We start from the raw sequence: 22,363 nt of genomic DNA, 5'->3' as shown, positions 1-22,363 counted from the left end.
TGCTCTGAAATATTCACGTCGCCCGTGAAGCTGCCTGCCGTACGCGGCTCAGTCCCACAAGGTCGATCAAATCCGTTCGAAATAACGTTGCCGTTCCCAATCCGTGACCGCCTTGTGATAGTCGTCGACCTCAGTGCGGAAGAAGTGTGCGTAGTGCTCGACAACCTCTGCGCCAAATGCGGCTTTGGCAAATTCGCTGTTTTCGAAATTGGTTGTCGCTTCCTCGAGGGTACGGGGAACATGCTCCAATTCTTCCGCTGCATAAACGTCCCCTTCAAAAATTGCCGGCGGTTCGGTTTTGTTGGCGATGCCGTCCAAACCCGAGGCGAGAGCAGCGGCGTAGGCCAAATACGGATTACAGTCCGCACCGGGAATGCGGCATTCGATCCGCAGGCTCGGGCCATTTCCGACAACGCGAAATCCAGCGGTGCGGTTATCGCGGCACCAGGCCAAACGGGTCGGTGCCCAGGAGCCGGATTGATACCGTTTGTAGGAATTGACCGTGGGGGCATAACAGACCATCAGCTCTGCCGCATGCGCCATCCAACCAGCGAGGAACCAGCGAAACAGGTCTGAACATTGGATCCCGGCGAATTCCTGATCACCGGCAAAGGCGTTTTTGCCATCTTTCCACAGGCTGAGATGGATGTGGCAACTGGAACCGGCATGGTCGTGGGAATATTTGGCCATGAAGGTCACGCTGATGCCCTGTGCATCGGCAACTTCCTTCACGCATTGCTTATAAACGCCCTGGTTGTCAGCCATGGCCAGGATGTCGGCATATCGCACATTCAGTTCGTGCTGCCCCAGTCCCCATTCCCCTTTGGTGCATTCGACCGGAATTCCCGACCGTGACAAATGCCGGCGGACGGCGCCGTTGAACGATTCCTCCCGTGTGCCCTGCAATGTGTGATAATCCTCGATGTACCAACCGGCTGGTTTGAGACTCGCATATCCCCCCTCGGCAGCATCGCGGTAGGAATTCTCGAAGATGAAGTATTCCAATTCCGAACCCGCCTTGGCGGCGTACCCCAACTTCTCCGCCTGTTCAATTTGTTTTCGCAACAACGAACGGGGGGCGATGCTGACGGGCGCGTGGGCCGATTCGTCGTGGACGTCGCACAGCACCATGGCGGTCCGATCCAACCAAGTGGCAATGCGTAGCGTCGACAAATCGGGCACGAGATGAAAGTCGCCGTAACCACGTTCCCAGTTGGAAAAGCGATAACCAGCGACCGGCGTCATCTCCATGTCGACGGTCAGCAAATAGTCACACGCGTGCGTGCCCGATTTTTCGATCTGTTCGACAAAAAACGAGGCATCGAAACGTTTGCCAACCAGACGTCCATAAAGGTCTGTAAAAGCGACCAACACGGTGTCAATCGTTTCAGCCGCGACATGTTCGGCCAATTCGCTGGAGGTGAGAAGACCTTGCGGTGCGGTCATGATATTTTTGTATTCTAAAAAACAGTGGTCGACAAAAAGAACAGCAACGGAAGTATGGCATCGCGCCAACGTCTCACAGAATATACAAACCGCAGCAACGGGACCATAATGGAGGAAAAATAGATCCGTCCGCCGGTGTCCTTTGGAAATCCCCGTTGTCTATGCGCATCTTAGCCCTTGAACCCTACTACGGCGGCAGCCATCGCGCATTCCTGGATGGTTGGCAAGCGCGGAGCGGGCATGAATTCACACTGCTGGGGCTGCCGGCCTATAAGTGGAAATGGCGGATGCGGCATGCTGCTGTGACGTTTGCCGAGATGGTCGCCAAACGCGTCGATCAGGGCCAGCGGTGGGATGCGATCTTTTGTTCCGACATGTTGAATCTGCCGGAGTTTCGCGGTCTGACCGCACCGCACGTGGCAGCGTTGCCGGCGGTGGTCTATTTCCATGAGAACCAACTGACATATCCGCAACAACGCGCAAAAGAGCGGGATCTGCATTTTGCCTACACGAACATTACCACAGCGCATGCCGCTGAGGCGGTGTGGTTCAATTCGGCATATCATCGGGATATTTTTCTTGAGGCCGCCGCGACGTTTCTGCAGCGGATGCCCGATTATTCGCATGCGGAGATGATCGATGGCATCCGCGACAAATCGGTTGTGCATTCGCCGGGCATTCATGAGTTCCCCGCACGCGGTGCGCGGCGGGACGGTCCATTGCGGATTTTATGGGCAGCACGCTGGGAGCATGACAAGAACCCCGGCGATTTTTTTGCGGCGCTCGAAATCCTTGAGCGGTCCGGTCTCGATTTTCGGCTGAGCGTGATCGGCGAATCCTTTGCGCAGGTTCCCGATGTGTTCGCCGAGGCGCGGCATCGTTTCGCCGACCGGATCGATCGTTGGGGCTACCAAGAATCACGCGAAGAATACGTGGCAGCCCTGCTGGACGCGGATGTCGCCGTTTCGACAGCTGTGCATGAGTTTTTCGGAATCGGTATTGTCGAGGCGGTCGCTGCCGGCGCGTTTCCGGTCGTGCCGCGGCGCTTGGCCTATCCGGAAACATTGGCGGCATTGGAGAGTGATGAGACTGCCGCTATTTTTTTTGACGGCAGCGTGGGCGGGTTGGCGGATCGTTTGCAGGAATTAGCTGCGCGTCAGCAGACGGGCCCATTGTGGGGGGCGACTCCTCAGCGCGGTCGCTTGGCGATGCGCCGGTATCATTGGGATCGCATCGCGGCGGAGATGGATGCTGCCATGGACGGCTTGTGTTAGCGAGCGACGTTATTCATTTTCATCGTCCTCTGTTTTGCTTTCATCGTGCTCCTCGCCATTGGGGTCGGCGACAAAGCGATAGCCGACGCCGCGGACTGAGAGGAAGTGCTGCGGGTTGGCCGGGTCGATCTCGAAGTAGCGTCGCAGGCGGACAATGAAATTATCGACCGTACGAGTGATCGGCGACGAATCGACGCCCCAGACGTTGTCCAGCAAATCACTGCGGGACAACACTTGCCCTTCCCGTGCGACGAAAAATCGCAACAGGTCCAATTCCTTGGTCGTCAGTTCCAACAACTCACCATCGACTGTGACCTCGTGCCGCTTAAAATCGATGCGGGCATTGCCGAAGGCAAAGACATCGGGAGTCGGCAGGGTTGCCGGTTCAGGCTTGCGGCGATTGACGAGGCTTTTGACCCGGCTAATGAGCTCCGGAAGTTCGAACGGTTTCGTCAGATACTGATCGGCGCCGGCATCGAATCCGCGGACTTTATCTTCGGTCAGAGTTCGCGCGCTAAGAATCAGCACCGGAATCTGAATGCCGCGGGCGCGGATCTCTTCGAGCACGGCATAGCCGCTCATATCGGGGAGCATGATATCTAAGATGACGGCGCAGAATTCATCGGGTTCATCGGCGATCAATTTTAACGCCGACGGCCCATCTTCGACCAATGTCGCCTCAAGACCTTCAGCCTCACAATTGAACTTGATCCCGATGCCGATGTGCGCTTCGTCTTCGACAATCAAAACTTTCTTGTTCATGAGTGTGGCGACGGCGGAGTCTCCGTCGAATGCTGGGGTGTCAGGTTTTCAGCCGGTTGATCCGGCGTCGGTGGCTGTTGAGCTTCTTCTATCATACGTCCCGGCAGCTCGACTTCAAACGTCGCTCCGGAGAACGGTCCACGATTATTCACCGAGATCTTGCCTTTGGCCTTTTTTACCAGCGAACGGACCAGATACAGCCCTAGTCCGGTGCCGACAGTGGTGCGAACCAACTCCGATCCACCGCGGAAAAACCGTTGAAAGATTTTTCGCCGCACTTCAAACCGCACACCACGGCCATTGTCTGAAATGCGAATGATCACACGATCCGAACCACCGGGGCGGGCTTGCACGTGAATTTTCGGATGTTCGCCGGCGTACTTGGCGGCATTGTCCAACAGATTGGTGAAGATCATTTCCAAATCGCGGTTGCGGGCATGCACGGTGCAAGGAACGAGATCCATTTCGACTTGTTCCGGTTGCAACTGAAAACGTCGCGAGACAATGTCGACGCAGTGGGTCAAACATTCCACCGCATCAACATCCCGCGGCGCTTCCTCCTGTTCTTCAAAATCCAACCGCGCCGCGACCAACAGGTGGTCAATCAGCGCGTCGAGCCGTTGCACGTCTTCGAGCATGAATCGATGAAATTCCCGCTGTTGCTCAAGATCGACTTCGCGCATGTCGAGCGTCTGCAAATAGAGCTTGATCGAGGCAATCGGCGATTTCAATTCGTGCGTGACCGCATCAATAAAATTCGCCTGTCGCCGGCTGAGGTTGACCTCTTTGATCGTGAGGATGAAATACAGCACGACGCCGATCAATACCAGCGAAAAGAAGATGGCGCCGAGAATCAACATCCCCCACTGTTGGGAGGAGGCTTGATTGACGATCCAAATCACCAACATCGCCACGACCAGTGCGACGAGGATCACACCGAGAATGATCGGCCATTTGCGTGAGGAGTAATGAACCATGATGAATCCAGCGCCGGGAACGCGCCCCTGGAAATGAAGAATGGCAGAATCCGAGAAACCGTCGCCGGTTTCGCTGTTGTTATTGTATCAGGAAACCGTCCGCGCGTCCCCCAGAAGGTCTGCGGGTTTGCTGTGCCGACCGACTCCGTTGTGTTACCCTCAAGTATCCCCTGAGCCATGATGACACGCCGGGATTTGATAACGTTAAGGGGCAGCGGTCCCGATGGGAAGAGGTTTTGCAAAGATGCGAATCTGTTTGCTGATAAGTATTTTGATCGGGGAATTGGCGGTTGGAGCCATTGCTCGGGCGGAGGAGCGGATTCCTGACGTCGCGACGCCGTTTCCTTATGGCCGTTCGCCGATCGATTATGAGGATGAATCCAGCACGGATCCGATTGCCCAACTCGGCAAAAAATTAGACGCTCGGCAGGTGCGGCTGAAGCATGAACCATCGCGGGGCTACCTGCGGTCTCTGTTGCGGGCACTGGACATACCGGTCGAATCGCAGGTGTTGGTTTATTCAAAAACCTCACTCAACCGCAAGTTGATCAGCCCCAAAACGCCGCGGGCGATTTACTTCAATGACCAGACCTATGTCAGTTGGACTCCCGGGAGTACGGCTTTGGAGATTTCCACGGTCGATCCCCAAAAGGGGGGCATGTTTTACACCCTGCCGCAATCTCCCGAACAGCCGGCCAAGTTCGTCCGCGCCACAAACTGTCTCACCTGCCACGTCACGACCAATACCTTGCAGGTTCCCGGACATCTGGCACGCTCCTTTTTCACCGACCATCGCGGCGAACCGCTCAACGGCCGCTCCCTCATTAACCATGACAGCCCGCTGAACAAACGCTGGGGCGGATGGTACGTCACCGGTGACCATGGCGATCAACCGCACATGGGCAATGTCATCGGCGCCGATGCGGCCCGTGAATTCCGCATAGCCCCGTTGCTGCACGGCAACGTCAATGACCTCTCCTCGTTTTTCAACGTCCAACCTTACCTGACGCCTCACAGCGACATTGTGGCATTGATGGTGATGGAGCACCAAACCTATCTGCAAAACCTACTGACGCGGCTGAACTACGAAACGCGTCTGGAACGCGAATCGACCGTCGAGGAGTTCTTGTTGCGGTATCTATTTTTTATCGACGAACCGCCGCTGACGGAGGAAGTGTTTGGTGACAGCGGTTTTACTGGAGCCTTTGAATTCTACGGGCCGGAAGATTCCCACGGCCGCAGCTTACGGCAGTTTGACTTGGAAACGCGGCTGTTCAAGTACCGCTTGAGCTACCAGATCTACACCCCCGCATTTCAGCAACTCCCCGCCGCCGCCAAAGCCCGCTTGTACAAGCGCATTTGGAATGTGCTGAGCGGAGAGGAGCCGGGGCAGGATTTTCAGAAAATCCCCCTGGCCGAGCGGAAGGCCATTCTTGAGATCCTGCGGGACACGGTCCCGGATCTGCCCGCGTATTTTCGCTGAGCTGCTCTGCGCTGAAAAATCGTTGAGCTGGAAAAACAATACGGCCGCGCCGCGAGGGGACTCGGCGCAGCCGTTCCAGTGATTCAGCGGCAAGCGTCGGCTACTTGACCTCATCAATCGTGTCGTAAGCCATGTACAGCACGACGGCAGCACCGATGATCATGCAGATGTCCATCGTTGCGCTAAATTTGCCAAACGGGAATCCTGTGATCAAATCCACCAACGCGATGGCTCCGACCAGTCCCGATGCCGCTAATGATACGATTACGATTTTTTTCGCCATGCCTCGTCCCGTTGCCCGCGATTTTCATCAGGAGGAAATCTTGCCTTAAGTTCCCAGTATATGCGGCTTGGCGTATCGGATTCCAGTGGGGAAATTGCCAGATCGCAGTTTTTTCGGTTCTTAATCGCCGCGAATTCGGCATAGTCCGCACCACCTGCCGCTGTTGTGCGTTATTCGCTCGGTCCGCCGCTTGATTTTTCTTGATCTGTCAGACGCGCCCCGCGGCCCAAGGCCGATTCGCCGAACTTCTCCCGAATCGCGTCCCGCACAACATCCAGCCGGCTGTGCCGCTCCGTTTCTTCGTCGGCAAATAATGAGCCTTGCTGCGGGCCACGATTGTCAAAACCGCTCACCCCCATCCCCAACAACCGCACCGGCGGTGTCGCTGCCGACTGGTTCGCCGCTAGCAATTCCGCAGCTGTCTCCCACAACGTCTGCGTCACATTGGTCGGCGCCGGCAGGCTGTGCGCACGTGTGATCGTCCGGAAATTGGCAAACCGAATTTTCAACTGAATTGTCCGGCCGCTAAGTTTCTGCCGTCGCAACCGCCGTGCGACCTGTTCCGTGAGATCCAACAAACAGGCCCGCAAGACGTCGAAGTCGCTCACGTCCTGAGCAAAGGTGGTTTCGTGCGAAATCGATTTCGCCAAGTGATCCGGCACCACGCGCCGCTCGTCGAGCCCATGTGCCAGTTCCCACAGATGGTCCCCCTGTTTGCCGAAATGGTCCCGCAGAATACTGACGTCCATTTGCCGCAATTGACCAATCGTCCGCACCCCCAATTTGTGCAGAACCTTTTGGGAAACCTTCCCAACGCCCCACAACCGCTCGATTTCCAAGGGTTCAAGAAACGCGGCCACTCCGTCGGGCGGAACATACACAAACCCCTGTGGCTTGCGGAGGTCACTGGCAATTTTTGCAACAAATTTATTCGGGGCAACACCGACCGATGCCGCCAAGTTCAACTCCTCGCGAATGGTCGTCTGGATCTGTCGTGCGACATCGCAAGCGGAACCAAACAGTTTTTCTGTCCCCGCCACATCCAGAAACGCCTCGTCCAATGAAAGCGGTTCAATCGTCGGTGTGAACCGCTGGAAAAATTCGCGAATCTTGGCGGAGATCTGGGCATAATGTCGCATGCGGACCGGCAGACAGACCGCTTGCGGACACAGTCGTCGCGCAGTGATCGCGGGCATCGCACTATGGATCCCGAATTGGCGCGCCTCATAACTCGCCGCTGCCACCACGCCCCGCCCTTCAGGCGTACCCCCCACGATCACCGGTCGCCCCCGCAACTCCGGCCGATCGCGTTGTTCCACTGACGCGTAGAACGCGTCCATGTCGACGTGTAGGATCATTGTGTTGCTTTAAAAAAATACCTCACGCGAAGGCGCTAAGGCGGCAAAGGTGTTGATTGATGTGCAAGGGGTTGGATTTACGTGTTGTGGTTCTAGGGGATTATTCTTCTAAATTATTTACTACGCGTGAACATTTTGTTCCATATCGCAAATCACGCTGGAGTATCGTCTGGTAGCGATCCCACAATGCGACCGCAAGCGGTCGGTTTGGGATTTTCGATTGTCACCCGCTAATATCTGTGTTTTATCCGTGTTTAATCTGTGGCTAAGAGAAACGGCCACCCAGGGTTGCGGTTCCGTAGCGTTCAGGGGACTGCGCCTTCGCGTGAGGCCTTTTTGAAAGCGGCAAACGCGATCAACACGATTGTTGCTACAACAGAATTGATCCGTTCTATAATAACAACTATTGTCGATGAAATTCTGGATCGATTGGAACGATGCTCTCTGGCGAAGCTGAGGGATGGTGACACCTATGTATTGCGTTTCTGACATTGTGCAATTTCTCCGGCAATTTGCGCCACCACTCTTGGCTGAGGATTGGGACAATGTGGGGCTGTTGCTGGGGAGCGGCGATGCGGCGGTGACTAAGGTGATGACTTGTTTGACGCTCACGTCGGATGTGGCTGCTGAAGCCATCGAACAAGACGTTCAACTGATCGTCAGCCATCATCCAATCATGTTTCGTCCGATTCAGCAAATCACCGATGGCGATACCCAGGGCAAAATGTTGTTGGATCTGATCGCCGCCGGCATCGCGGTTTATAGTCCGCACACCAGTTACGACAGCGCCGCTGCCGGGATCAATCAACAACTGGCGGAAATGCTGGACCTGCAGCAGATCGCGCCGCTGCGACCTCGGATACATGCATCGGCGAAAATTGTCTGTTTTGTCCCGGAAGCACACCTGCTTGCTGTGCGTCAGGCACTGTGGAACCAGGGAGCGGGACAAGTTGGTGACTACTCACAGTGCAGTTTTGCATCCCCCGGAACCGGGACTTTTCATGGAGCGGAGGCGAGTTCTCCCGTCGTTGGTGAAGCGGGGCGGCTGGAGCAAGTCACTGAAATCCGCTTAGAAGTCCTTTGCCCGAGTGAGAATGTCAGCCGCGCTGTGGAGGCGATGCTTGCCGCACATCCCTATGAAGAACCGGCCTATGATGTTTACCCGCTCGCCGAACAACGTGCGGATATCGGAGCAGGGCGGTATGGCGTCCTGGCTGACGAAATCACCCTGAGCGAATTCAACAACCGCGTGAAAGCCGGTCTGGGCGTAAAGCATCTGCAATTTGTGGGGGATCCCAAGCGGACCGTGCGCCGTGTTGCCATGGCTTGTGGAGCGGCGGCGGAGTTTCTGCGGGACGGGCACCGCCTCGGTTGTGACGTCTTACTGACCGGAGAAGCCCGGTTTCACGATTGCTTGGAGGCGCGGCATTTGGGGATGGCCCTGGTCTTGCCTGGACATTACGCCAGCGAACGCCCGGCGATGGAACGTCTGGCCGAAACGTTGTCGTCCCAGTTTCAGGAATTATTCGTCTCGGCCAGCCAAATCGAATCCGATCCGCTAAAATGGGATATCTAAAGACGCGCGGCATCCCTAGACCCAACCGAGGCCATCTTCACCGAAGGCAAACTCTTGAACCGACTTCCATTAGATACGATTTTATCGAGGGCGTTTCGACTACGCTGTCCGCGTTGCGGAGAAGGGCGGTTGTATCGCAGTTTGATTCGCATGTATGACCGGTGCGAGCATTGTTCCCTGAAATACGAACGGGCGCCGGGCTATTTTCTCGGCTCGATTTACATCAACTATGGGCTGACAGCGATGACGATGAGTTTTTCGTACATCCTGTTCCACATTGTGCTGGGATATGAGAATCGCGAAGTCCTCCCGCCGGTGATCGCCTTTTGTCTGTTGTTTCCGGTCATCTTTGTGCGATTCGCGCGTTCGTTCTGGATCGGGCTGGATTGTTATTTCGATCCCGAAGGCTTCTCACGAGACGATGCCGCTGACGATCACTCCGCACAGTACACGAACCCGCCCGTTCCACCGGCTTGACGGATGGCAATTACCACCGGTTCCCGTCGCCACGGCGAACACGTTTAAAAATCTAAAAGCTCACATCAGACACAAGAGGGCATTTCCCGTTGTCACTTGCTATTACACTTGCCGATCTGCAAAAACAATCCGGCGCCGTTTTCGCTGAAGATTCCGTTGCGGCGCCTCTCCACTACGGCAATCCCCATGGAGAATACGCAATCGCCGACGCCGAAGCGGGCGTCGTCGATTTCAGCCAGCGTTGTCATTTCGAATTGACAGGCAACGATCGTGTGAAATTTCTGCAGAATTTTTGCACCAACGACCTATTGCCGTTACAACCTGGGCAAGGCTGTGAGGCGTTTTTGACCTCGCTCAAGGGGAAGGTACTGGCGCATTTATTTGTGTTCGTCGATGAGAATCGCCTCTGCATCGAGGCGGCCGCAGGCACCGCTGACGTAATTGCCGCGCATCTCGACAAGTATCTGATCGCTGAAGATGTGGAAATTCATCCCCGCTCGGACGAATGGGGCGAGTTTTTATTAACCGGGCCGGATTGTCTACATCGTTTGTCCGGGTTGGGTATTGCTGTGGAGGACCTGTTGCCCTACGGCCATCGGGCTGTCGATATCGACGGCATCCCATTGACTATCCGCCGTGTGAATTGGACGTCCCAACCGGGGTTTTCGCTCGTTATGGCGCGGAGCGAATTGGCGGCGATTTGGTCGCGGCTGATTGACGGGGGCATTCGCCCGGTCGGCAGTCAAGCGTTTCATGCGCTGCGCATCGAAGCCTGCATGCCCTGGGATCGGGTGGACATCACCGATGACAATCTGGCTCAGGAGGTCGCCCGCACCGATCAGGCGATCAGCTTTAGCAAAGGATGTTATTTGGGACAGGAGCCGATTGCCCGCATTGATGCGCTGGGACATGTCAATCGCGAGTTGCGCGGCCTGCGGCTGACGGCCGGTCCGGTCCCGCCGATCGGGACACCCATCCTCGGCAAAGAGGGGGGTAATGCGATCGGTGAAATCACCTCAGCCGCGCTCTCCTATCGCAATGACCTGCCGGTCGCTCTGGCCTACCTACGCCGCAATCATGTGCAGCCGGGGGGGACGGTTCTGGTTGAACAAAGCGACGAACCCATACCCGCAACCGTCTTCTGGCACGAATAGTTTCTGCCGACAATTGTCGGTGAGCGATGTTATTTGCGGTACGCTTTGTGGCAACCGCTGCAGGATTTCGCCAGACGCGTGTAAGCTGTCTTGGCTCCTTGAGCATCGTTTTTGCGAAACGCGGCAGCTGTTGCAATTGCTGCTGTTCGTTGTTCGTTTGCGAAGTTTTTCCAGCCGTCGATTGTGGCTTTGTCTTTGACGGGGTGGGTATCGGCGGCGGCGACCATGGCGAGTACGGCGAGGATGTCCGCGTCGTGGGCCACCTCGTCCCGCGCGTTTTGATCCAAGCCGCGACGCATTTTTCGGACCGCGCGGCCGACAGCTCTGTTTCGCACCGCGACCTCGTTCATCAAACTGTCGAAATTGATGAGCTGTGCCCAATCCATGGCTACATCGCCGCTGGTCACTTTGCCTGCCTGAGCCTGTTTGAGTTCTTTGAGCGATTGTGTGGCGTCTTCCAGGGTGGTCGCCACCGCTAATTTCAAGGCGGCGTTACGCAGCGGGACAGCAGATTGTTTTGCCGGAGAATCCTGATCGTGTTCGGCAATCACCTGCGCGAAGATGGCCACCATCCCCGCATCGCGCTTTAATTTCCGCGCAGACTTGTCGAAGGCTTCGGGCGTGGCGACATATTTCTGCAGCGCGACAATTTTCTCATCGGCGGCAGAGGTGAAATTCTCAACCGGGGCGATATCCGACAACTTGGGTTTCGCTTCTCCGTCGGCTGAAACAGTGACGGCCGTGACGAACAACAGGGTGGTGAGAACTAGGGCTGTCAACTTAGGCATGCGCATGCTCTTAGGTTGGAGAACGTTATTTAGAATCTCACCAAAGGCAACGATCAAAACATCATCTGGCCTGATCGGTGCCTTTGGCGTGAGCTGTCAGATCACTTGAGATTCGCGTTGATTTCCTGGGCTAGCACTTTGCCGATGAATCTCAACAGGCCGGTGTCGATGTCTTCATGAACAACGACCCGATTCTCCGCCACTTTTTCGAGTGTGATCACCAGAATATCATCGTCGACATTTCCCAGCGTTTGCCAGGCTATGCGGCCGATGTCGTACGCTTCCTTTTTCTTGGTTCCCCGGGCGCGACGGCGGCCGCGACGTGGTCGTCTGGTTTTTTTCTCCGGAGCTTCCGCTTTTTTGCTTTCCGGATCGATCAAGGCATCGACCCATGAACCGACTTTAATGCGGAGTTGCGCAGCCACCGGTCCGGCCGCTTCGTTGGCCTCGATCGCTTTTTTAATTTCGGCGACAGCATCGTGTCCCAAGCCCACCCACACGCGGTCCTGCAGTTCACCGGTGCCGGTCGCAATATAGATCGCCAAATCGTCGCCGAATTGCCCTTTCAATCCGTCGTAATCGCCGTAAATCGCTACCTTATGGATGTCCGCTTTGTCAGCGACCTTATCCACGTTCAGTTCAGCCACGCCACTGTCGGTAAGAATCGTGACGATCTGCGGGACGTTCTTCACCGTGGTTTGGCCCAACAGCGTGTGTTGTTTTTCATCGTTCTTGAGAACTTTCATCCAGCCGAACAGTGTGCCTTCATTGGTGTTAGCATCCAGCAGGCTGAATATCAGGTCACTTACCTTTTTGGCATTCTCTTTATCCGCATCGGCAATCTGCTCATCCACGTCGATCTGTTCGTGCGCCTTTTTACGGAGCAATTCCGAAATCGCGAGCATATGCTTTTGCCGCATTGGGTCGAACTGAAAATGCGTCGAGCTAAAACTGACATAGTCCTTGGTCACTGTCGTGTTGGCGTCGCCGTCGGTCTGCTCTAAGACTTCAATGGTTTTGGCCAATTCGGTATCCGGTAACGCTTCCAGTTCGATATGCACCACGCCCCGCTTGCCTTCGACGTCGGTTGTCCAACCCAATTCGATCATTTTGGATTCGGAGAAATAGCGTTCAATTTCGTCGAGTTGGAATTCGACGACGGACTGACGAATCTGAAAATCAAGTTCCTCTTCGTCCTTCAGCTTTTTCATCGAACCAGTGGTTTCTTTGCGAAACTCCCGAAACGCATCCCGCCGTTGTTCAATCGATGTCGACGACCCGTCGATATGAGCGGCGACGTCGTACTTCTTTTCCAAAAAGTCGTGGAACAACTCTTCGGGTTTGGGAAGGTCACGCAGCAACAATGATTTGGATTCAGCAAAATAGACGTATCCGTTGGCCAGCCGAGCGTGACTGTTGGGGAGGACCTCGCCACTGATGGCGTAAAAGCCACCGCCGACCTCCTTATTATCGATGCCGACATCGGAAATGGTGTCGAAGAATTCTGCTTCGTTGAGAACCGGAAAGAACAGTACCGATTGGAGTTTGGCATCTTCCAAATAGACCACTGCTCCTGATGGTTTGTCGCGCGGTACCGGCGGGTTTTTCGGATCCAGACCGACCAGATAGGGATCTAACAACAGCAGTTGCAGGTTCTCAAGCGCCTTGTCCTCATCATGTCCTTCCCCCATCAAAAACTTTAAATCGGCCAAAAACTCATTGGCGTTGGTGAACATAAAGGTCACCAAGGGGCGCGGCCCTTGCGGTTCCGGTGCGGCAGCGGATTCAGTCTCCGCGGCCTGCGTTTCTGCAGGTGCATCCGTAGCCGGTGTCTCTTCTTGAGCAGAGACGTTCGGGGTAGCTAAAGCGACTAGGACAAACGACGCAAACATCAAATGAAAAATGCGGGCCACTACGGACTCCTTGATTCGATAGACAGCGGTATCGGCTGTATGCAGGATGGCACAAATGCCTAGAATGAGTTTCAAAACTCGGTTGCGTTAGCTCCGAAAACTTGCAAATCAATCTCAGCGAGATGCGTCAGAGGGTTTTGAAACGATTTGTCGTGGCACAACCATTTTAAAATGTTACGTTGCTCTTGGTGAATTCCGCGCACAACCCGATTGGATTTGTGCTCGTCGAATACAAAACAACCTGACATCACAATGTGAATGCTGCACCAGTACTTGAATTCAGTGAAACGGGTAAGGAGCTTCAAACGACACAGAGCGCTTGGGGCTTGCCGAGTTATGCGGCACCGCCGGGTTCGATGAAAAATCGAGTGGAAGGACAACATCTACTTGGCTTATCGAGAAAACTCCATCGATGCCATCAACACAGCAGCCGAACCCCGTAGATCTAGACGAACTGAGGCGAATGAACGAACCGCCTGATTTCACCTAATCCGAACCAAGCATTCGACCCGCTTGACGGCAGCGCGTGATTTTATTCGGGCTGCGTAGTTTAGGGAAGTCCATCACAAAATTGCCCCTAAGTTTTCCCGACAAAAGGAATTCTACAGGTTCGCGGCAGCTGCGTCGGCGCCCTCTGGGGGGACTGGGGGGTTAGGGCTTGCCGGTTTCTTGACCGTCGAGCCCAGCAAAATACCTGTGTAGATCGAGACTTTTTCTGTGTACTGCGGTTGCAGTTGGTCGGCAAATTTCAGGATTTCTACGCCATGTCCCATCGTCGATGCCTGGGCGGACACAAGGAGTAATGCCTCCTCGGACAATCCGGCATCTGACAGGAGGTGGGCGATGGTCAACGCCGATTTCCAATCACCTTGGCGCACAAGACGACTCAGCAGTCGATGCACGGCATGGTCACGTTGGTCAGCGGTTCCAGAGAGGCGGTTGATCTGATCCGCGGCGTCCTCAATCTCTCCATCAGCGATCAAGTTGCGGATTTGCGGGAGTTGCCAGGCATTCGATTTTGAATCTTTTGCCATTTGGTTATGGATCTGCTTGGCCCGGTCATTCTCGCCGCTTGCCAGGAATTGTTCGACCAACATCCAGGAGATTGCGGTGTCGTCATACGCTTCGTTGGCGGGGATTTTTTCCTTGTCAGTAATGAATGCAACGACCGCCTCCAACGAGGTGGGAGCGATGGCCGCTTCGATGGTGGCGACTTGCAATTCAAATCGCTTATCCGCCATTTCCTTCAGCACTTTGCAGTTGCGAACATAATCGGCGGCTTGTTGCCGTGCTAAGTCGTTACTGGGCAGCGACAATTCCGATTTAATACGGGCTTCTATGACAGACATTCCCAACTGATTAATTTCATTCAGCCAACCTTGTACGACCGCTGGAGCGGGGCCCATCGCTCTGCAAAGTTGCAGTCCGCGCTCGACTGCATCAATACCCGCTTCGGTGTTGCCCAGCGCAATTTCCAGACGGGCCAATTCAGCGGTCGCCCGTACCGCCGTTCGGATTTCACCCAGTTCTGGTGTGCGAAAGTGGATGATTTCTTTTTTGTTCTTCAGTTCCATGGGCGGCGGAACCGGAATGCCGGCCAATTCTGCACGGGCTGCCGCGGCCCAAACATCAGCGGTTTCGGCTTGTTCACGTTTTAGAAGGGCCAAGGCGGTGCGACCACGCACCAAGGCGCGACCGGCGGGTGAAATGTTTTTGATTGCCGCGTCGATCGCTGCAAGTTGATCAGGCAGTTCCGCGATTGTTGCCGATTGAACGAGGAAATCTGCCCAGACCATCGTGGCTTCAGCAAGTTTTTCAGGACTGTCTGCCAACTTTGCCCAACGCAACGCTGCATCTGATTCACCGCGAGCGACCAAAGCTGCTATCATTCCACTGAATTGCGGGGCATGCCAGCCGCCGATTGGGGCTGCCTCAGTTGCACGAGCAAAGTCAAAATCGGTGGCCTGCATGGCGACAAAAACGTCAGCCGCTGCACGACCCGTCATCGACGAGGTGTGATGCTTGCGAATCAGATCCAGCGCTTCTTGATCCCGATTGGCAGCCACCAGCAAGCTGGCCAAGGGCATCGCCGCGTCGTAGCGGAATCGGCCTTGAGGTCGTAATGTGCTTGCCGCCTGCAAAGCTTCTTCCAGTGTGGCCGCAACTTCGGCGTCGTCCGCTTTTTCCTGGCGTTGTTGCCAACCGATTTCTGCCAGGGGGGGGACCTTGAGGAAGAATACTGTTTCACCGACTTCTTCCAACTTTCGAAGCTGTCCATTCGCTTCGTTCACTTTCCCCATTCGCGCAGCTGCTTCGGCCGACCAACGTCGCGCGAAAGGTTTGCGGGTGCGGGGGACACGTCGTGCCGCGCTTGCCAGGTCCGCCGCCAGTCTGGGTAGGTTTACTACCGGTGGCGCTTTGACTCCGCTGTCCTCATCGGGAACGGGGACTTTTTCGACCTTATCACTTGGATCCGTTCCATTTTTGGGTGGAATGATGGCAATCGGTTTGTCGGCATCGTTGATCGGGGGTTTATTGAAAAACAGAAAATAGCCGCCAATACCCAGCGCAATCACGACACCCGCAATCGCGCCGTACATCCACACTGGTAATCCAGAGGATTCCGGTTCGGTTGCGACTTCTTTCTTCTCGATCGCCGGTGCTGTGAAAATCGGGACCAGACAATCCGGGTTGTGACATTTGACGTCGTGTCCGGCCCCTTTGATGGGAATGTAACCCGTGGTCTCGCACATCGGGCACACGACCTTGTGGCTGCAACCTTTGACAGGCTGCGCGCGCACCGGAAAGGCCCGTTTGAGAGCTTCTTGATCCGTGGCGATGATTTCATCCGGATCCACTTCCTTCTCGTCAAACAAACCAAGCCGCTTCGGTGGTGTGGTGGCAGCAGAGGCCGTATCGGATTTTGCGACCGGAGCGGTATCCGATGAGCTATTTGATTTCGCAGCAGGCTTGGTTGACGATTTCGTCGCAGAGGCAGCTGCCGATTTTGCAGGTGGATTTTTTTTGTTTGCAGACGCTTTGCCAGTCGGCGCCGCACTCATTGACGAGCCGCAGAATGGGCATTCCGTCGCATCATCATCAAGCACTGATTGGCCACAAGCGGGACATGTGGGCAAATCCATAAAAATCTATTCCTCTTTATCGTCTTTTAAGCGGCCGAACGGCGATCCGTTGGCGCGGACAGGCCTGCAAATGGCCTCTATCCAGGACACTTTTGTGATGGCATTGTTGTGGAGCAGGGAAGTGGGAGCAACGTCTCTACTTATATTGAACGCGGATCTTCCCCAATAGTTTACTGTTTCACTGTTCGCTGGGATAAGAATAGCACGAACTCAACAGGGTCTGCCAGTGAAGTTTACGGCGATATGCCCCGTAAATACCCGGGGAATCTTGCGTCGGCAGACTCGCAACGTGTCTACAGCCAATTTTGCGGAATCGCATGGCCTTTAAAGGATATGTCAAAAAAGCCGTGATGGTATTATTCGCGTCGAAATTGAGAATGTCCACTGCTGACCACGACAAGTGACCGATTGCAACGCATTATTCGCGGTTGTCGCTCACTTGCGTCGAAAACCCTTGGATTTCGTTGTCTTCTAATCGCAGATCCTTGATCTGTTTACCAATTTGAATCCCCACCCGCTCGCCCGCACCACGCGTTTCGCGAATGTCGTTACCGCGGATTGTGATCGATTCCAATTTGCCCTGTAAGTCGACTGCGACTCCCTTTTCGGCACCACTGTCGATGATGCGATTGTCGGCAACCGTATTGCGGTGCGGCGCAAAATTTTTGCCCCGTTCATCCACCCGAAACAACACGCCCACCCGACCGCTGCGCAAGATATCGTTGTTGCGGATCAAATTGTCCGTGTCGCAATGTCCAATGGAGACGCCATACTTGGTATTGGCTTCAATGAGGTTCTTCTCGCACAGACCGTATTTGACACCCCAGCAGAAAAAGACCCCAATGCCGTTCCGCTCCAATTTGTTCCCGACGATCACCGGTCGCTGGGACCCGGAGCCGGGGTGTAAACCCAAATCGGCGTTGTCGTGACTGTGGCAATTCTCGACGACCACGTCGTGGCAAATCTGCCAACTGATACCGTCGCCGTTGTAGTTACGGGTTGTGACATTGCGCAACGTGATGTTATTGCAATCCTGCATAAAAACGCAGCCGCCGTAATTGCCGTTGAAGTTTTCATTGTTTTCGCGATTGCCGTCAAGCGTCAAATTCTCGATCACCACGTTTTCCACATGCTCACCCTCGAACAGCGCATGCAGCGCCGACGCAGTCGGCTTGCCGGACAACCAAAGGTTCTTCCGCAGCCCCTTGTCGAGTTTGAAGCGATTTCCGGACCGGGCGACAAACGTGCGTTTGAGCACCTCGTTGCTCCCGTTGTCCGCGTTCTTAGTCCGTAGACAAACCGCATCACCCACTCGAAACCCATGCCCGGCGGCCAAGGTCACTTCTTGATCATACCAATCAGAATCCTCAGCCAGCTTTGCGGAATGCGAGGGCTCTTTGATGATCACAGAATCGGGGCCCGAACCGACGATCCGCACACGCGATGCCAAATGGACGGCGCTGCGAGTCTTGTAGACACCCGGCAGGATCTTCACCGTGCCGCCCCCCAAACGGGCCACATAATCCACAGCCGCCTGCAGTACCTTGTCATCGCTGCCGACAAGTTGTGCATCCTTGGGACCGACCGTCACCGTCAACCGCTCTTCCCAGTCCGGCTCGGCAACGCGATCGCCTGATGTCGCTCGTGGTGAGGTGACCGGGGGACGTCCTTCCGCACCCTGAGCAGAACCGGTCAAAACCGCTGCTCCCAGGCCGCTCGCGGTAAACAGAAACGAACGTCGGTCCAATGGGGATAATCCGGGAATGTGTATCGTCACTGCGCATGTCTCCTCAATGTGAATGGCACCGGCCCGCGGAAACGCCGCTGGGTTGTCTCTCGCTCCGCATTGGTGACATTGTACGTTCTGGCTGGTCTCAATTCGAGCCGATCCACCGATCAGACTCGCTCCTAGCAGAGAACGCGTTATCCCCAGTCGGCAGAGATTAGGGGTTGCTGTCCGTACACAGACCGGGGGAACTGTTGTGTAATGCGTTACCCCCCCAACGGATTGAACGGCCAGATTTGTGGCGCCAACAGCACAGTGACAATCCACAGGATGAGACTCAACGGTGCTCCGAGTTTGACGTAATCGGTAAGCCGATAACCCCCCGGACCGTAGACCATCAGGTTGGTTTGATAGCTCATGGGGGTTGCTAACGCGATGGAAGCGGCGACCATCACTGCCATGACAAACGGAAGCTGACTGACCCCGATGTCGTTTGCGGTCTTGATGGCGATCGGCACAATAATCACAGCAGCCGCCACGTTGGTGATTAGATTCGTAAACACCATCGCGATGAAATAGATCGCTGCAAGCGCTAAGTAGGGATGATTGTTTCCGACCGTTTTGACGAGCATATCGGACACCCCCTCGGCAGCGCCGCTGCTTGCCATGGCTTTGCTCAGAGCAAACCCAGCGGCGATGACGATCAACACCTGCCAATCCACCGCACGGCGCGCATCGGATCCGCCGCAGCAACGGAAGATCAACATTAGCCCAGCGGCCAGCATCGGAGCCAACGGCATCGTCATGAAATCCAATGACACCACCGTGACCATCGCAGCAAGGATACCCAGGGCAATCCAGGCCCGCTCGTGCCGCGGCTGCGCGGAATCCTCAAGCATGCTCACGAGAAAGAAATCACGGGAGTTTTTTTGCCGTTCTAAAAACGAAGGATGCGCTTCCAGCAACAGCGTATCACCCGGCCACAGAGAAATGTCGCCGATTTTCTTTTCCAGCCGTTGTCCGTTACGAGCAACCGCAATGACCGCTGCGTTGTAGACGGTTCGGAATCGGCCTTCGCGAATCGTTTTCCCCACCAATGGGCAGGATGTCGAGACGACCGCTTCCAAGAGTCGTCGTTCGGAACGTGGGCTTTTGAGTTGAAAGACTTGATCAGGTGCCGGTTGCAGGCCACGGATTTTTTGCAGGTCGATCACCGAGTCGATCACCCCCACAAACACCAAACGGTCGTTGGCCTGCAATCGTTCTTGGGGCGAGACCGCCGGCAAGACGTGTCCGCTCCGATCGATTTCGATCAGGTACACACCCTGCAAATGCCGCAGGCCGGCTTCCTCAATCGTGCGGCCCACCAAGGGGCTGCCCGGTTCGACCAGCAATTCGATTGTGTATTCCCGCGCGTCATCGCCATGGCTGATCGCTGGACGACGATCCGGCAGCAGTCGTCCACAAAACAGAATGACATAGGCAATCCCGATCAACGAGACCGGCAGTCCCAACCAGGCAATCTCGAACATTCCTAAACCGGGGTTACCCGCTTGGATCAACAGGTCGTTGATCACCATATTCGTGCTGGTGCCGATCAACGTGCACGTGCCGCCCAAAATAGCAGCATAGGAGAGCGGCAATAGTAATCGCGAGACTGACTGTCCATACTTTTTGGACCAGTCCCCAATCACCGGCATCATAACGGCCACGACGGGGGTGTTATTCAAAAACGCGCTCATGATCGCGACGGGAAGCATAATCCGCGCCTGCGCTGCTCGTTCTGTCGACGGTTTGCCCAGGACATACTGCGACAGAAATGCCATCGCACCGGTTTCTTGCAAACCGGCCGCTACGACAAATAACGCACCAATCGTCACCAACGACGACTCGCTCAATCCCTGCAGCGCTTCTTCTTCGGAAATGATCCCAGCTGCGATTAACAGCGTCACGCCGCCGACAAAGACAATGTCAGCACCGACGCGTCCAAAGGCCAGCGTGCCCACAATCAATGCCGTCACCGCCAGCGTGTACCAAGCTTCCCAGCCCATGTTCGATTGTCTCTTCCACAGTTGTTACGTTCACCACCGGATTCCATCAAGGAAAACAGGTGCGTCTACGCGTTTGCATCGGGAATAGGCAGTATCTCAATTCAACGTTCCGGGGGCAACTTCACAAATTCTCGACAATACTCGTAGAACCCGTTTCAAAACCCGGTTGCGTTTGTTCTCGAAACTCGTAGCCGACTTTATCAGTCGGACGCGTCAGTGGGTTTTGAAACGACTGACAAAGAGACCCCGGTCCAGGCTGCCAGGTTCGTTTAATTACGCAGCGGCCTAGTGTCTTGTTTCTGCGAACTGGTTGCAACTTCAACATATTCCAGTTAGCTTCGGAAAATAAAGAATTCCCCAAATGAATGCCCCAGAATCAAACGCGGAGCTTACAACGATGAAACGCTTTACGAAACCTGGATTGTCGATGTTGCTGGGCATGTACTGCGCCCTGTTGGCCGGTGAGGTCGTTGCCGAGGAACCCATCGATATCGGCTCGCGACGCGAACTATTTGTCGACCGCCACCTGATCGGCGAATTGGAAGACGCCCAGTTGGTCCTCAACCGCCCCCGCGATATGGGCAGCGCTGTCGAATTCGACGCCCCCTGGGAAGGCGCGTTTTGTGGTTATTGCACGATCATTAAAGATGGCGACACCTACCGCGCCTATTACCGCGGACTACCACAACCCCGCCGCGATGGCAGTAATTCCGAAGTCACCTGTGTTGCCGAATCGACCGACGGCATCGCCTGGACCAAACCCAAACTCGGCCTCTTTAAGGTCGATGGCTCCAAAGAGAACAACGTTATCTTGGCCAATCACGCACCCTTTTCACACAACTTCTGCCCGATGCTCGACACACGGGACGGAGTTCCCGCTGACCAGCGGTACAAAGCTTTGGCCGGCACGCGCAAAACCGGACTGGTTCCGTTCGTCTCCGCCGACGGTCTCAGCTGGAAAAAACTGCAAGACGAACCGGTGATTACCGCAGGGGCGTTCGATTCGCAAAACGTGCCGATGTGGTCCGAGTCCGAAAACCAATACGTCTGCTACTTCCGCGTCTTCGTCGATGGTATCCGCCGCATCTCCCGCACGACCTCCAAAGACTTCATCACCTGGACCGAACCGGTCTTGATGGGCTATGACGGCGGACCGATCGAACATCTTTACACGAATCAAACCTCGCCATACTTCCGTGCCCCGCACATCTACGTCGGCATCGCCGCTCGCTTCTTCCCCGGCCGCCGCGTGCTCACACCCGAGCAAGCCAAAGAGGTCGGTGTTGATCCCGGTTACTTCAATGACTGTAGCGACGGCGTACTGATCACCACCCGTGGCGGCGACCAATACAGCCGCACCTTTCCCGAAGGCTTCGTCCGCCCCGGCATCGGCCTAGAGAACTGGGTCTCGCGGACCAACTACCCCGCGCTGAACGTGGTGCAAACCGGCGATGACACCATGTCGTTTTACGTCAACCAAAACTACGGCCAGCCGACCGCCCACATGCGTCGCTACGAAATCCGCCTCGACGGTTTCGCCTCAGTCCGCGCCCCGTACACCGGCGGCGAAATGATCACCAAGCCGCTGATTTTCACCGGCAACCAACTGGACCTCAACTTCGCCACCTCCGCCGCCGGCGGCATCCGCATCGAAATCCAAGACGCCGACGGAAAACCCATCCCCGGCTTCACGCTGGGAGATTCGCAAGAATTAATCGGCAACGAAATCAGCCGCGCCGCCAGTTGGAAGGGAAGTAAAGACGTCAGCAAACTCGCCGGCAAACCGGTACGGTTAAAGTTCGTGATGAAGGACGCGGATTTGTACGCGTTGCAGTTTGCGGGCGGGAAGTGATCCAGTTCCCGGGTGGCCCCGAAAGATTCTTTCGGGGCGGCGCAGCCGCAGGAGTTCGTGCAGAGAATCACGTCAATAACAGCACCTCCTGCCGACTTCG

17 protein-coding genes are annotated in these 22,363 nt (G+C 55.4%); 7 read left to right on the top strand and 10 right to left on the bottom strand.

Features of this window, described 5'->3' with window-relative positions:
* Window positions 1-66: 66 nt before the first annotated feature.
* On the bottom strand, window positions 67-1,446 hold the full coding sequence (locus Mal52_RS21525) for a glutamine synthetase family protein (protein ID WP_145378576.1): 1,380 nt from the start codon (window positions 1,444-1,446) through the stop codon (window positions 67-69).
* A gap of 161 nt (window positions 1,447-1,607) precedes the next feature.
* Between Mal52_RS21525 and Mal52_RS21520 the strand changes: the two genes are divergently transcribed.
* Window positions 1,608-2,720 (top strand): tRNA-queuosine alpha-mannosyltransferase domain-containing protein, encoded by a 1,113-nt coding sequence (locus tag Mal52_RS21520; RefSeq protein ID WP_145378575.1) that lies wholly within the window; start codon window positions 1,608-1,610, stop codon window positions 2,718-2,720.
* Window positions 2,721-2,729: 9 nt separating this feature from the next.
* Here Mal52_RS21520 and Mal52_RS21515 read toward each other — a convergent pair whose 3' ends face one another.
* On the bottom strand, window positions 2,730-3,482 hold the full coding sequence (locus Mal52_RS21515; protein WP_145378574.1) for a response regulator transcription factor: 753 nt from the start codon (window positions 3,480-3,482) through the stop codon (window positions 2,730-2,732).
* On the bottom strand, window positions 3,479-4,459 hold the full coding sequence (locus Mal52_RS21510; RefSeq protein ID WP_145378573.1) for a sensor histidine kinase: 981 nt from the start codon (window positions 4,457-4,459) through the stop codon (window positions 3,479-3,481). The genes Mal52_RS21515 and Mal52_RS21510 overlap by 4 nt, the downstream gene beginning before the upstream one ends.
* Window positions 4,460-4,703: 244 nt before the next feature.
* Between Mal52_RS21510 and Mal52_RS21505 the strand changes: the two genes are divergently transcribed.
* Window positions 4,704-5,942 carry a hypothetical protein gene (locus tag Mal52_RS21505; RefSeq protein ID WP_145378572.1) on the top strand — a complete coding sequence of 413 codons (1,239 nt, stop codon included), beginning with the start codon at window positions 4,704-4,706 and terminating at the stop codon, window positions 5,940-5,942.
* A gap of 100 nt (window positions 5,943-6,042) precedes the next feature.
* Here the strand turns inward: Mal52_RS21505 and Mal52_RS21500 are convergent, their stop codons facing one another.
* Complete coding sequence (locus tag Mal52_RS21500; RefSeq protein ID WP_145378571.1) at window positions 6,043-6,225, bottom strand: hypothetical protein; 183 nt, start codon at window positions 6,223-6,225, stop codon at window positions 6,043-6,045.
* 170 nt (window positions 6,226-6,395) lie between these two features.
* On the bottom strand, window positions 6,396-7,583 hold the full coding sequence (gene dinB, locus Mal52_RS21495; protein ID WP_145378570.1) for a DNA polymerase IV: 1,188 nt from the start codon (window positions 7,581-7,583) through the stop codon (window positions 6,396-6,398).
* A 472-nt stretch (window positions 7,584-8,055) separates the two neighbouring features.
* On the opposite strand from dinB, the gene Mal52_RS21490 reads away from it, so the two are divergent.
* The 3 genes from Mal52_RS21490 to ygfZ all read left to right on the top strand — a co-directional run bounded on the left by Mal52_RS21490 (window position 8,056) and on the right by ygfZ (window position 10,790).
* Window positions 8,056-9,159 (top strand): Nif3-like dinuclear metal center hexameric protein, encoded by a 1,104-nt coding sequence (locus Mal52_RS21490; RefSeq protein ID WP_145378569.1) that lies wholly within the window; start codon window positions 8,056-8,058, stop codon window positions 9,157-9,159.
* A 54-nt stretch (window positions 9,160-9,213) separates the two neighbouring features.
* Window positions 9,214-9,636 (top strand): DUF983 domain-containing protein, encoded by a 423-nt coding sequence (locus tag Mal52_RS21485; protein WP_145378568.1) that lies wholly within the window; start codon window positions 9,214-9,216, stop codon window positions 9,634-9,636.
* Window positions 9,637-9,725: 89 nt separating this feature from the next.
* Window positions 9,726-10,790, top strand: coding sequence for a CAF17-like 4Fe-4S cluster assembly/insertion protein YgfZ (ygfZ, locus tag Mal52_RS21480; RefSeq protein WP_145378567.1), 1,065 nt, complete (start codon window positions 9,726-9,728; stop codon window positions 10,788-10,790).
* A 29-nt stretch (window positions 10,791-10,819) separates the two neighbouring features.
* Here ygfZ and Mal52_RS21475 read toward each other — a convergent pair whose 3' ends face one another.
* The 3 genes from Mal52_RS21475 to Mal52_RS21465 all read right to left on the bottom strand — a co-directional run bounded on the left by Mal52_RS21475 (window position 10,820) and on the right by Mal52_RS21465 (window position 16,349).
* Window positions 10,820-11,578, bottom strand: a complete 759-nt coding sequence (locus Mal52_RS21475) for a cytochrome c (RefSeq protein ID WP_197534379.1) — start codon at window positions 11,576-11,578, stop codon at window positions 10,820-10,822.
* Between the two features lie 101 nt (window positions 11,579-11,679).
* The gene (locus Mal52_RS21470) at window positions 11,680-13,491 is read right to left on the bottom strand and encodes a hypothetical protein (RefSeq protein ID WP_145378565.1); all 1,812 of its coding nucleotides are present in this window, start codon (window positions 13,489-13,491) and stop codon (window positions 11,680-11,682) included.
* A 602-nt stretch (window positions 13,492-14,093) separates the two neighbouring features.
* Window positions 14,094-16,349: a tetratricopeptide repeat protein gene (locus Mal52_RS21465; protein WP_145378564.1), complete on the bottom strand. Its 2,256-nt coding sequence runs from the start codon at window positions 16,347-16,349 to the stop codon at window positions 14,094-14,096.
* Here Mal52_RS21465 and Mal52_RS21460 point away from each other — a divergent pair.
* Window positions 16,330-16,803 (top strand): hypothetical protein, encoded by a 474-nt coding sequence (locus Mal52_RS21460; RefSeq protein ID WP_145378563.1) that lies wholly within the window; start codon window positions 16,330-16,332, stop codon window positions 16,801-16,803. The two genes, Mal52_RS21465 and Mal52_RS21460, sit on opposite strands and share 20 nt — an antisense overlap.
* A 249-nt stretch (window positions 16,804-17,052) precedes the next feature.
* Here Mal52_RS21460 and Mal52_RS21455 read toward each other — a convergent pair whose 3' ends face one another.
* Together Mal52_RS21455 and Mal52_RS21450 are read right to left on the bottom strand one after the other, a co-directional pair.
* Window positions 17,053-18,411, bottom strand: coding sequence for a right-handed parallel beta-helix repeat-containing protein (locus tag Mal52_RS21455; protein ID WP_231962410.1), 1,359 nt, complete (start codon window positions 18,409-18,411; stop codon window positions 17,053-17,055).
* Between the two features lie 215 nt (window positions 18,412-18,626).
* The gene (locus Mal52_RS21450; RefSeq protein ID WP_145378562.1) at window positions 18,627-20,411 is read right to left on the bottom strand and encodes an SLC13 family permease; all 1,785 of its coding nucleotides are present in this window, start codon (window positions 20,409-20,411) and stop codon (window positions 18,627-18,629) included.
* A gap of 397 nt (window positions 20,412-20,808) precedes the next feature.
* Here Mal52_RS21450 and Mal52_RS21445 point away from each other — a divergent pair, with 397 nt between their 5' ends.
* Entirely contained in the window at window positions 20,809-22,263 is a 1,455-nt protein-coding gene (locus tag Mal52_RS21445) for a glycoside hydrolase family protein (protein ID WP_197534378.1), read from the top strand.
* Window positions 22,264-22,363 lie beyond the last annotated feature (100 nt).

The sequence above is a fragment of the Symmachiella dynata genome (genome assembly GCF_007747995.1).
GTDB lineage: Bacteria > Planctomycetota > Planctomycetia > Planctomycetales > Planctomycetaceae > Symmachiella > Symmachiella dynata.
This window is presented reverse-complemented; position numbering and strand designations above follow the sequence as displayed.

Coding starts and splice junctions, on each gene's coding strand:
- Mal52_RS21525 (WP_145378576.1), bottom strand. CDS start 1,446: ATGACCGCACCGCAAGGTCTTCTCACCTCCAGCGAATTGGCCGAACAT.
- Mal52_RS21520 (WP_145378575.1), top strand. CDS start 1,608: ATGCGCATCTTAGCCCTTGAACCCTACTACGGCGGCAGCCATCGCGCA.
- Mal52_RS21515 (WP_145378574.1), bottom strand. CDS start 3,482: ATGAACAAGAAAGTTTTGATTGTCGAAGACGAAGCGCACATCGGCATC.
- Mal52_RS21510 (WP_145378573.1), bottom strand. CDS start 4,459: ATGGTTCATTACTCCTCACGCAAATGGCCGATCATTCTCGGTGTGATC.
- Mal52_RS21505 (WP_145378572.1), top strand. CDS start 4,704: ATGCGAATCTGTTTGCTGATAAGTATTTTGATCGGGGAATTGGCGGTT.
- Mal52_RS21500 (WP_145378571.1), bottom strand. CDS start 6,225: ATGGCGAAAAAAATCGTAATCGTATCATTAGCGGCATCGGGACTGGTC.
- dinB (WP_145378570.1), bottom strand. CDS start 7,583: ATGATCCTACACGTCGACATGGACGCGTTCTACGCGTCAGTGGAACAA.
- Mal52_RS21490 (WP_145378569.1), top strand. CDS start 8,056: ATGTATTGCGTTTCTGACATTGTGCAATTTCTCCGGCAATTTGCGCCA.
- Mal52_RS21475 (WP_197534379.1), bottom strand. CDS start 11,578: ATGCCTAAGTTGACAGCCCTAGTTCTCACCACCCTGTTGTTCGTCACG.
- Mal52_RS21460 (WP_145378563.1), top strand. CDS start 16,330: ATGATTTCATCCGGATCCACTTCCTTCTCGTCAAACAAACCAAGCCGC.
- Mal52_RS21450 (WP_145378562.1), bottom strand. CDS start 20,411: ATGGGCTGGGAAGCTTGGTACACGCTGGCGGTGACGGCATTGATTGTG.
- Mal52_RS21445 (WP_197534378.1), top strand. CDS start 20,809: ATGAAACGCTTTACGAAACCTGGATTGTCGATGTTGCTGGGCATGTAC.